Origin of the sequence: Natrialba asiatica DSM 12278 (genome assembly GCF_000337555.1) — an archaeon.
GTDB classification, from domain to species: Archaea; Halobacteriota; Halobacteria; order Halobacteriales; family Natrialbaceae; genus Natrialba; species Natrialba asiatica.
In genome coordinates this window covers 59,968-69,982 of sequence record NZ_AOIO01000028.1, presented here as the reverse complement: position 1 = coordinate 69,982, position 10,015 = coordinate 59,968, and the positions used below count along the sequence as shown (strand labels likewise).

Sequence of the window (10,015 nt, the reverse complement as noted above, 5' to 3'; positions counted from 1 at the left end):
CGGCGAGGCCGTCCGCGATAGTCGTGACGAGACGCTGGGCGAGGACGGGATCAACCCAGACGTGGGGATCGACGGCGCCGTGATCGTGCCCATCGTGAGATTCCCCATCGTCGTGGTCGTGCTCAGCGCCGTTCCCCCCGTCGGTAGTCTGGTTGTGGGAGTCCCCCTCGTGACCGTGGTCGTGATCGTTCCCGTCGTGTTCGTCGGAATCGTGCTCGTGATTCCACGCCAGTAACTCGTCGTCGAGTCCCTCGAGCGCATCGATCACGGCTACCGTCTCGTAGTCCGACTCGAGCGTTGCCGCCGCTTCCTGCGCCCAGGAGAACTCCGGCAGATCGAGATAGACGAACGCGTCACTCTTTGCAATCTCCGCGAGCAAATCCGCTTCGGGCTCCCAGCCGTGTCCGACCTCGCCGGTCCCGACCGGGTTTTCGAACGTCACCGCATCGCCACCAATGGTATCAGCCCAGTCCCACAGTGCAAAAAATGCGGCATACCCCGACTCGACCCCCTCGCTCCCGCGAGCCACGTCATCGAGACACCCCGCCAGTGCCCCGGCCGCGAGCGATCCCGAACTCGCCGCCAGGAACGACCGTCGTTCGAGTTCCATATCCGAACCAATCGCCCGTCGATTAAATATGTTATTATCCAATACCTCGTCGTTAATAATTCGGCCATCACACAGACTGGTGGGTTAATAACTTCTCGACGGTAGCACACTAGGGGGCCATCGGTGAAAACGAGAACTGGTCTCTTGCCTACTCACTAACAGCCACCGGCTCTGCCCCTGCATACTGTTGCAACGCCGTCGGTTCGATCGAAAACACCGCCTCCGGCGTTCCCGCAGCCGCCCAGACCGTCTCGAACGTCAGCAACGTCTCGTCAAGCACGACCGGGACCGTCCGCTCGTGACAGAACGGCGGCACACCGCCGATCGACCAGCCGAGTTCAGCTCGAATCCGCTCGGCATCAGCCATCGACACCGCAGCCACCGACACGTCGAAGACCTCGCCGAGCGCCGCCTCACTGACGCGATTCGCGCCACTCGTCACCGACACTACCAGCGAACCGTCCACGTCGAAGACGAGCGAACTCGCAATCTGGGCCTCCCGACAGCCAACTGCCGCCGCCGCGTCTGCCGCTGTCTTCGTCCCTTCCGGGAACTCCTCGACAACCGGCTCAAAACTGAACTCGTCGCGTGCCCGATCGGCGAACGCCTGTGCGCGTGGGTGCATGTTCGACAACACTTTTCGGCTGCACCGTGAAAACGCTGACTCGTCTCCGACTCGCGTTTCCCGTGTGACCCGCTCAGTGTTCGAGCGAAACGTGCAGCCGAACGCCATCTACGCGGTGGTATTCCGGTTGATGACCGGCATCATCAGAGCGGACGATTTCGAAGACATCGAATCTGATGACGAGTCGCCCGGGATCGATCGTCGCCCGAAGGATCGGCCCGCGACTTGTTATAACGACGTACGGCGCTGCAGGGACGGGACTTGCCTGCAGGTCCGATGCTGTCGCATCGACGGCCGCTGCCAAGACCGCTGGAAGTCGGTCGAAGATGCCTGCGGCCTCGAGTTCGGCGCGGAGGGAGTCGACGAGTGCGTCGCGGTTCGTCGTTCGAGCGGTGTCCCAGGAGGTAGTGACGCGATCCGCACAGTCGTCGATCGCTGCGATAGTATCTGCGTGGTCGTCACAGAGCCGTCGCCTGGCGGCCCGTACTGGGTGAGACACGATGTGTGGGGTGTCGGCGGGGAGCGTAATAAGCGCTCTCGAGTGCGACTCCCGTGCTCGGTTCCGCGGTCGCAGTCGTGGCCGCCGTCAGTCACGCCGATCTTCGACGACACCGATACGGATGGTATCGACGTGTGAGAGAACCGTGTTGAACCGTCGTTTCCACGGTGGGTCCTCGTGCTGATCGAGTTCACGGTGGAGGGTTGCGGTCTCGTCTTCGAGATCACGAGTAAGCGTTTCCAGGTGGGTAACGCGGTCTTCGAGGCGGTACCGTCGTGCGCGCTGAGCGGCGAGATCGTTTCGAAGTTGATCGCGTTCGCGTTCGAGGCGGTCGATCCGATCGAGGAGACGGGTCCGGTCGCGCCGTGCGTCGTCGACGAAGGCCGGGCGATCCGTTGCGGCGATCGACGTATCCAGGACCGGGTCGTCCACGTCCGACTGATCGAAGTGACCGCTTCTGACGGCGTTGACGACGGCGCCGACGAGCAAGATGAGTCCGCCGAAGTACAGCCAGGTGAGCAAGAGCAAGATCGCACCCACCGGCCCTGCGGAATCCGAACTCCCCGCGAACGAGACGTAGACCTGAAAGAGCGACTGGAGCACTGTCCAGCCGACCGCCGCGACGACGACACCCGGAAGCACCTGGCGGGGGGAGACATCGACGTCCGGAAAGTAGTAGTACATCGGCAGAAACGCGAGTACGAGAACGATCACGAGAAGGATCGGGTTCAACAACTCGAGGAAGGGAACGTCCGGGAAAATCGCGATGACGAGACTCGCCGCACCTGCCGCGATCAACGCACCACCGATCGCACCGAGGACGATCACCGCATCGCGAAGTTGCCCGACGAATGAACTCTCCGCGGCCGAATCGTAGATTTCGGAGAACGCGGTATCGAGTCCGCGAAATATTTTGAGCGCCCCCCACACGAGAACGACGACGCCGATGAGCGTCGACCCCGCCGTTGCCGGCGATTCGGCGATAGCGTTCTCGATCATGACCTGACCGCTCTCGGGCAGAAACCCGCTCGTCGCTGTTGCGACCTCGGCCGCGAACTGCTCGTCGCCGACGACGGTGACGACGAAAAAGACGAGGACGAGAAGGGGAAGCAGCGAGATAAACGCCTGATAGGCGATTCCGGCGGCCATGAAGGAAACGTTCTTCTCCTGTATGCCGGCAACGACGGTCTTGCCGAACGAGACGACACCGTCGTCTTCGCTTTCGGTTGCCATAGCGGAGCCACACCGTCAAACCAGATATGTGGTTCGCCTGGGTGTGCACAATGCGTCGCCGGCGCTATCGCCGTCGCTTCGAACGGTACCCGCAGTGTGCCGCTCAAAGCGGGGACTACGAGCGCTCTCGGCGGAACGCCCGCACCGTCTCGCGGTCCGGCAACGCGGTCATCGCGCCGGCTTCGGTCGTCGTAATCGCGGCGATAGCGCTGCTACTAGCGAGCGTTTCGGACACCGATTTGCCGCCCTGAAGCGCCGTGATGATGCCGGCGACGAACGCGTCGCCCGCCCCCGTCGTATCGACCGCTTCGACGGTGTAGCCATCGGTTTCGGCGACGGCCAGTGACGCCGCTCCCGCGTGTTCGCCGCCCCACGGCGCATCCGGCCCGGCGACAGCCACGGCCCCGTCACTGCCCCGCGTGACGAAGGCGGTGTGAGGACCCGTCGATTCAGCGACCACCGCTTGCCCGAGTTCAGTCGGGGTCGCCCCGGTGAAGCCGAGCGCCTCGAGTTCACCCGCGGTTGCCTTGCAGACGTCGACGCCCTCGAGCGCGTCGCGACAGACGCTCGCGAACGTCTCCTCGGCGTGCCACAGTTCCGGTCTGGCGTTCGGGTCGAACGAGACCGTACAGCCAACTTTGCCGGCCCGGTCGATGAGGTCGCGCGTCGCGGCACGGGCGGGTCCGCTGGCGAGCGTGACGCCCCCCACGTGAACCCACTCGAGCGCGGCGAGCGTCTCGTCGTCGATCCGACCCGGTTCGAGTCGCGTGTCCGCCGTCTCGTCGCGGTAGAAGGTGAACTCGCGGTCGCTGTCCGAATCGTGGGTGACGAATGCGAGCGTCGTCTTCGCGGCGGGATCGAACTCGATGTACTGGTCGGAGAGGCCGGCATCGGTGAGCGTCTCCCGGAGATAGTGACCGAATGGATCGTCGCCGACGCGGGTCCAGAACAGGGGTGTATTTCCGAGTCGAGCGAGGCCGACGGCCACGTTTGCGGGTGCGCCACCGGGGCGACGGTCGAAGCTATCGACCTCGGTGAGCGATCCGGGCCGTTCCGGCAGGAAGTCGATCAACGTTTCGCCAGCGACGAGGATGGACGGATCAGTACTCATGGAGTAGGACGATCGGATAGATGCAGCCCTTCATCCGCTCTCTCGCTCGCGTTCGAGGGTCGCGTCTATCCGCAGAGACTGATCGTGAATTATATCCTGTTATAATTATAATTTGTGGAAGCAGAGATGACCGACGAGTACTCGCGTCGCCGATTATTGGTGACGACCGGTGGGATCGGCGGTATCGGTGCCCTCTCGATCAGTGCAGGCTGTCTCGGCGGTTCCGAGTCGGGGACGCCAGCAGAGCCCGACTCGAACGGAACGACGGACGACGCGAACGGAACTGACGTTGACGTCTCCGCGCTGGCACGGTGGGTTCCCGGTTCGCTCGCGCCGTCCGAAACGACCGGCGACGAGTTCGGCTTTCACTACGCGGACCTCGACGCGCTTTGCGCGCACGACGCCGAGTTCAGTCCCGACGTTCGCGAGTCGACGGCGTTCAGCCTGGCCGATCTCGGCGTGTCGGCCGCCGACCGGTTCGACGGCGCTGAACTCGACGCTGCCCTCTCGTTCGGCACCGGCAGCGGGAACGACAACTTCGCTATCGCCGGCTCGTTCGACCGGGATGAACTCTCGACGGAGCCGACGTGGTCGGTCGACGAGTTCGCCGTCTACGAGGACGAGGACGGCGCAGTCGCCGTCTCGACGGAGTGGCTCCTCGCCAGTCGAGCGGCGGGGATCGGCGTCGATGCCATCCTCGACGCCGGACGCGACGACGCAGTGCGGCGCGTCGCAACCGACGCGGATTTCGAGACGGTGCTCGATCCGCTCGAGACGACGGCAATCGCAGTCGGACGAGTGGGGGATGGAGACGAATCGGACCCTGTGGCGTACAGTCACGCCGTTTCGCTCTCGGGAGAGACGTCGACGGTGTCGTTCGTTGCGGTACCCCGGGACGGCACCGACCCCGCTGCGCTCGCCGACCAGTTCGAACGGAGTTCCCTGGCGGACGAGTTCGAGACGCTCTCGGTCGAGGCGCTGCACTCGGTTGCCGTGGCGGAGGCGACGGTTCCGACCGCCGAAATTGAACTCCCGTCGCCCGCGGGATGGAGCGGTGGGACGGTCGAGCGGGAAGCGCAGGCGGGAGTCACGGTGGAGGTCGATAGCACGGACCGGCGCGTAACGACGGTGGTTACATCGCTCGGGAACGCCGACCGGGTCGAGATCACCGACGGAGCGGGAAGAAGCGACGCGATCGCTGCGGTCGGCGAGAGCGTGACGTTTGCGTACGACGAGGGCGACGAAACGACGGTCCTGGCAATCGCGGTCGCTGGCGAGACTGAAACAGTCGTTGCCAGCCGACCGGTCGCGTTCTAGCTCGGGTCGCGGTGGACCGTCCGTCTGAGAGGTGAGTGTGATCCGAGAAGTGATCCGCCTGAGCCGCGATTTGTGAGGGCGGTCCGTAAGCCGCGATCTGCGAGCCGTAGCTGTGTCCCGTTGAACGGCTGGCGGAGCGTTCAGCAGGCGAAAGTGACACGGGTCGCTATCGTCGCGAGGCTACACGAGACTACAGGATGATGCTCTTCTTGCGCATCATCTCGTGGATCGAGGCGTCGAGGCCCTCGCGGCCGATACCCGAGTCCTTGTTGCCGCCGAAGGGAACGTCGCCGAGGCCGTGGGAGGGGGCGCCGTTGATGCGGACGGCACCGGCGTCGATCAGATCGGCCAGTCGCATCGCGCGATCGTAGTCGGAGGTGAAGACCGCGGCGTCGAGGGCGAGGTCCGAGCCGTTGGCGAGTTCGATCGCTTCGTCCTCGTCTTCGAACGTCGTGATAGCTGCGACGGGGCCGAACTGCTCCTCGTCGACGATACGGGCGTCGTGCGGAACGTTGGCGAGCAGCGTCGGTTCGAAGAACTGATCGGCGAGTTCGTCCGGAACGCCCTCGGGAGCCCGTCGTTTCCCGCCGCGGACGAGATCCGCGCCCTTCTCGACGGCGTCGTCGACGAGTTCCTGGACCCATTCGGCCTGGTCTTCGCTGATGAGCGGGCCGAAGGCGGTAGTTTCGTCGAAGAGATCGCCGGCTTCCCAGGAGTCCATCGTGCGGTCGATCTGCGAGACGAGGTCGTCGTGGATCGGTTCGTGAGCGAGGACGCGGGAGACGGCCGAGCAACGCTGGCCGGCGTATTTCAGCGAGCCCTTGACACAGTTGCCGGCAACGTCCGTGAGGTCGGCGTCGTCGAAGACGACAGCGGGTGCGTTGCCGCCGAGTTCCATATGAAGATTGACCATGCCGCTCTCGCCGGCGACGTGTTTCCCCGCGCCGGAGGAGCCGGTCATCGCGATCGCGTTGATGCGGTCGTCGCCGGACAGGACGTCGCCGATCTCGCTCGCGTTACCGGGAACGAAGTTGAACGCACCGTCCGGGATGCCGTCGACATCGGCGATGACATCGGCGAGGATCGCAGCCGAGACGGGCGTTTTGCTCGCGGGCTTGAGCAGGACGCTGTTACCCGCGGCGAGTGCAGGGGCAACCTGTAATGCGGTCGTCGCAAGTGGATAGTTGTACGGCGTGATACAGAGCACCGCACCGATCGGCTCGTGTTTGACGATCGCGTTCCAGCCCTCGTGGCCCGCGGTCGATCCCTCGCGGAACTCGCCCTTGCTGACGATATTTCGAGCCTCCTCGGCGGCGCGATCGAAGCGCTCCGCCGCCTGGCCGACCTCGCCGCGAGCCGAGGAGATCGGCTTGCCCGCCTCGCGAACGATAACTTCGGCGAGTTCTTCCTCGCGCTCGCGAAGACCTTCGGCGATCGCTTCGCACCACTCGGCGCGCTCGACGACGGTCGTCTGGCGCAGTTCGGGTTTGATCTCGTGGGCCGCTTCGAGTGCCGTCCGTGCTTCGGCCGGCCCGGTCGCGCCGACCTGAGCGAAGGTCCCGCCGTCGGCGAGGTCCGAGACTGCGATGGTCTCGTCGGTTTCGAGCCAGTCCCCATCGACGAAGATCCGCTCTCGCCGCTGTGCCGCTCTTGTTGCCATACGTTCCCTTTCGACCCCCACACTGAAAATGTTTACTCAGCCCCGAAAAAACGGCACAATTTTTGACCGTAGTGGCGACCGATACGTTGCTCCCACCACATAAAATAATAGGCCCACTTTGAGAAGTCTGTTTTCGGATAGCCAAAAAAATGTTCTGTGTTGGGGAAACCTTTAAGTGGAAAGCGCGTGTATCATCGAACGAGATGAGCACTCAGAAGACCGTCCGTCAATCGGCCGATACCGTCGAGGAGAACGAGCTCCGCCTCGAACAGGATAAAGCCGAGCAGATCGTCGACGCGTTGAACACCGAACTGGCGAACTCGTACGTCCTCTACCACCAGCTCAAGAAGCACCACTGGGTCGTCGAGGGCGCCGAGTTCCTGCCGCTCCACGAGTTCTTGGAGGAGTCCTACGAGCACGTCGAAGAGGGTGCAGACGAAATCGCAGAGCGCGCGCAGGCGCTCGGCGGTGTCCCGGTCTCCGGGCCGTCGAACCAGGAAGAGCGTGCAACCGTCGAGTTCGAGGGCGAAGACGTTCTCGACATCCGGTCCGCGTTCGAGAACGACCTCGAGATGTACGGCGACATCATCGAGTCGATGCGTGACAGCATCGAACTCGCCGAGAACCTCGGCGATTACGCGACTGCGGAAATCCTCCGCGACATCCTCGTGACGCTCGAGGACGACGGGCACCACTTCGAGCACTACCTCGAGGACGACTCGCTGGTGCTCGAAGAGGCGACGCACTAAGGAATCGGAAGTCAACCGCGTCGACGACGGATTATTTTGCCCGTTTCCGTGCCTGCAATAGACGGCTGACCGGCGACATGACGACGCCCAGTACCATCGAAGGAAAAGTGTTGTCGCGGCGTCTGTGCCGCCCAGCAGAGAACGCTGCAGAAACGAAGACGCGATAACTGGATCCAGCTAGCGGGTGCCAGATTATCGAGCGTGTCTGACCGGATCGGACTTACGGCTCGAGGTCGACGGTTAGGTCCGTCGCGATCCACCCGTCGTTGTTGTCTTGCTCAGTGAAGACGATCTTGCCGGGCCGGGTTTCGTGGCAGGAAACAGCCACAGCGGGGAGATCGAGTTCATCGTCGGTCGTTGGGTCCACGTTACGGGCAGGCACGTCCATCACGAAGAGTTAGGCAGGCCTAAATCTAAAAGGGTTTTGGTCGCCTTTCGAAATGGGATCTTTTTTCATGGTCGGTTTCGTTCGTTTGGTTATGAGTTCCCATGATGGCTGCTCACAGGGGTCGGGCAGTCGGCACCGCGGACGGGAAGCGATCACCCAGGTGTTCGAAATCGATCCCGAAAACATCGAATCGCTGAGTTGGTCCCTCGGCAATCGTGTGACCACTGACGACGACGCCTCCCGCGAGTTCACACTCGAGTATCGCGGTTCGAATCGGGAGATTACTGCGTTCGCGGTCACCGAGTACACCACGGTACTGCGACTCCGGACGCCGGTCGGACGCGAGAAGTTCTACGGCGTCGCCAACGACGACATCGATGACCGACCGGCGACCGGGAACTGGATTCACACGGCGTAAGCGGCCGGCTACTCGCCCGCAACAGTACTGTTCTCGAAGGGAAGCGACACTCGGATTCATTGCTCTCGGTCCGAATACGTACCGTATGGAGTTCGACGTGATCCAGGGCGACATCGCCGCACAGTCCGCAGACGCACTGGTCAACGCGGCCGGCACCAGCCTTCGGATGGGCTCCGGCGTCGCCGGGGCGCTCCGCCGGCGCGCGGGTGAGGAAATCAACGACGAGGCGATGGAGCGTGGACCGGTCGAACTCGGTGCAGTCGCGGTCACGGACGCCTACGATTTAGACGCCGAGTACGTTATCCACGCCGCCGCGATGCCCCACTATGGCGACGGGGAGGCGACCGCCGAAAGCATTCGCGATGCGACCCGAAACGCGCTCGAGCGAGCGGACGAACTCGGATGCGAGTCGCTCGTGATCCCGGCGCTCGGCTGCGGCGTCGCCGGGTTCGATCTCGTCGACGGCGCAGCGATCATCGGCGACGAAATTGCCGCCTCCGAACCGAACTCGCTGACCGACGTTCGATTCGTCGCGTACAGCGACGAGGAGTACGAGACGATTCGCGCCACGACCGGCGCGGCAGAACAGTCCGAAATGAACGATAACGGGGCTGCCGGTCGATAGCGAGCACCCGCCCAGACCACTTAGGACAACGATAGCCCGCGAATGTCGACCGTCTTCCCTTCCGCGACGTGGCCAATAACCCGACCGTCCGTCTCGGCCGCGAGTTCACGCGCCGCATCCTCGGGAAGTGCGACGACGAACCCGGTGCCCATGTTAAAGGTGCGGTGCATCTCCGCGTCGCTCACCCCGCCTTCCTGCTGGATGAACTCGAAGATGGGCTGTGCCGGCAGCGGGTCGTCGATCACGTACCGTCGGTCGCCCATGCGCAGCAGGTTCGTCCAGCCGCCGCCGGTGACGTGGGCGGCCGCGTGGACGCCGTGGTCGCACATCGGTTCGAGGAGGTCCGTGTAGATTCGGGTCGGTCGCAGGAGTTCCTCGCCGATGGTTCGCTCGGGAACGAGCGGGAACTCGTCGTCGTAGTCGTGCTCGCGCGTGACGGCTTCGCGGGCGAGCGTGAGGCCGTTCGAGTGGATACCGTTCGAGGGGAAGCCGACGAGTGCGTCCCCGACCCGTGCTTCGCCGTCGAAGACGGCGTCCTTGTCGGCGAGTCCGACGCAGGTGCCGGCGAGGTCGAAGCCCTCGACGACGTCGGGCATGACGGCGGTTTCGCCGCCGAGCATGGTGAGGCCGGCTCGTTCGAGGCCGACGGCCAGCCCCTCGCCGATCTCGTTGGTCAGCGTTTCGTCGGGGTCGTCGATCGCGAGGTAATCGACGAAGCCGACGGGGTCGACGCCCGCGGCGACGAGGTCGTTCGCGTTCATCGCGATGCAGTCGATANAG

General features: G+C 63.9%; 11 protein-coding genes and 1 pseudogene. 4 read left to right on the top strand and 8 right to left on the bottom strand.

What is annotated here, in order from left to right; all coding sequences use genetic code 11:
* From C481_RS10720 to C481_RS10700, 5 genes are all read right to left on the bottom strand, one after another.
* Positions 1–610, bottom strand: a 610-nt coding sequence (locus tag C481_RS10720; protein ID WP_006109224.1) for a metal ABC transporter solute-binding protein, Zn/Mn family, incomplete at its 3' end; no start/stop codon positions are given.
* A gap of 148 nt (positions 611–758) precedes the next feature.
* The gene (locus tag C481_RS10715; protein WP_006109223.1) at positions 759–1,235 is read right to left on the bottom strand and encodes a YbaK/EbsC family protein; all 477 of its coding nucleotides are present in this window, start codon (positions 1,233–1,235) and stop codon (positions 759–761) included.
* A gap of 73 nt (positions 1,236–1,308) precedes the next feature.
* Positions 1,309–1,734, bottom strand: coding sequence for a hypothetical protein (locus tag C481_RS10710; protein WP_006109222.1), 426 nt, complete (start codon positions 1,732–1,734; stop codon positions 1,309–1,311).
* 87 nt (positions 1,735–1,821) lie between these two features.
* Positions 1,822–2,967: a YhjD/YihY/BrkB family envelope integrity protein gene (locus tag C481_RS10705; protein WP_006109221.1), complete on the bottom strand. Its 1,146-nt coding sequence runs from the start codon at positions 2,965–2,967 to the stop codon at positions 1,822–1,824.
* Positions 2,968–3,082: 115 nt separating this feature from the next.
* On the bottom strand, positions 3,083–4,078 hold the full coding sequence (locus tag C481_RS10700) for a carbohydrate kinase family protein (protein WP_006109220.1): 996 nt from the start codon (positions 4,076–4,078) through the stop codon (positions 3,083–3,085).
* A gap of 126 nt (positions 4,079–4,204) precedes the next feature.
* On the opposite strand from C481_RS10700, the gene C481_RS10695 reads away from it, so the two are divergent.
* Entirely contained in the window at positions 4,205–5,395 is a 1,191-nt protein-coding gene (locus tag C481_RS10695; protein WP_241434678.1) for a hypothetical protein, read from the top strand.
* 190 nt (positions 5,396–5,585) lie between these two features.
* Here the strand turns inward: C481_RS10695 and C481_RS10690 are convergent, their stop codons facing one another.
* Entirely contained in the window at positions 5,586–7,055 is a 1,470-nt protein-coding gene (locus C481_RS10690; protein ID WP_006109218.1) for an aldehyde dehydrogenase family protein, read from the bottom strand.
* Positions 7,056–7,258: 203 nt separating this feature from the next.
* Here C481_RS10690 and dpsA point away from each other — a divergent pair, with 203 nt between their 5' ends.
* Positions 7,259–7,804: a DNA starvation/stationary phase protection protein DpsA gene (gene dpsA, locus C481_RS10685; protein WP_006109217.1), complete on the top strand. Its 546-nt coding sequence runs from the start codon at positions 7,259–7,261 to the stop codon at positions 7,802–7,804.
* Positions 7,805–8,024: 220 nt separating this feature from the next.
* Here the strand turns inward: dpsA and C481_RS22195 are convergent, their stop codons facing one another.
* A complete protein-coding gene (locus tag C481_RS22195; RefSeq protein ID WP_006109216.1) occupies positions 8,025–8,192 on the bottom strand; it encodes a hypothetical protein in 168 nt (55 codons plus the stop codon).
* Between the two features lie 91 nt (positions 8,193–8,283).
* On the opposite strand from C481_RS22195, the gene C481_RS10680 reads away from it, so the two are divergent.
* Together C481_RS10680 and C481_RS10675 are read left to right on the top strand one after the other, a co-directional pair.
* Positions 8,284–8,610, top strand: a complete 327-nt coding sequence (locus C481_RS10680; RefSeq protein WP_049904595.1) for a hypothetical protein — start codon at positions 8,284–8,286, stop codon at positions 8,608–8,610.
* Between the two features lie 85 nt (positions 8,611–8,695).
* Entirely contained in the window at positions 8,696–9,235 is a 540-nt protein-coding gene (locus C481_RS10675; protein WP_006109214.1) for a macro domain-containing protein, read from the top strand.
* A gap of 20 nt (positions 9,236–9,255) precedes the next feature.
* Here the strand turns inward: C481_RS10675 and purM are convergent.
* Positions 9,256–10,011 (bottom strand): annotated as a pseudogene (gene purM / locus C481_RS10670) (phosphoribosylformylglycinamidine cyclo-ligase); the annotation flags it as partial.
* Positions 10,012–10,015: the final 4 nt, after the last annotated feature.

Excerpts from the sequence above, each read along its gene's own strand:
- C481_RS10715 (WP_006109223.1), bottom strand. The coding sequence starts at position 1,235 with ATGCACCCACGCGCACAGGCGTTCGCCGATCGGGCACGCGACGAGTTC.
- C481_RS10705 (WP_006109221.1), bottom strand. The coding sequence starts at position 2,967 with ATGGCAACCGAAAGCGAAGACGACGGTGTCGTCTCGTTCGGCAAGACC.
- C481_RS10700 (WP_006109220.1), bottom strand. The coding sequence starts at position 4,078 with ATGAGTACTGATCCGTCCATCCTCGTCGCTGGCGAAACGTTGATCGAC.
- C481_RS10695 (WP_241434678.1), top strand. The coding sequence starts at position 4,205 with ATGACCGACGAGTACTCGCGTCGCCGATTATTGGTGACGACCGGTGGG.
- C481_RS10690 (WP_006109218.1), bottom strand. The coding sequence starts at position 7,055 with ATGGCAACAAGAGCGGCACAGCGGCGAGAGCGGATCTTCGTCGATGGG.
- dpsA (WP_006109217.1), top strand. The coding sequence starts at position 7,259 with ATGAGCACTCAGAAGACCGTCCGTCAATCGGCCGATACCGTCGAGGAG.
- C481_RS22195 (WP_006109216.1), bottom strand. The coding sequence starts at position 8,192 with ATGGACGTGCCTGCCCGTAACGTGGACCCAACGACCGACGATGAACTC.
- C481_RS10680 (WP_049904595.1), top strand. The coding sequence starts at position 8,284 with ATGAGTTCCCATGATGGCTGCTCACAGGGGTCGGGCAGTCGGCACCGC.
- C481_RS10675 (WP_006109214.1), top strand. The coding sequence starts at position 8,696 with ATGGAGTTCGACGTGATCCAGGGCGACATCGCCGCACAGTCCGCAGAC.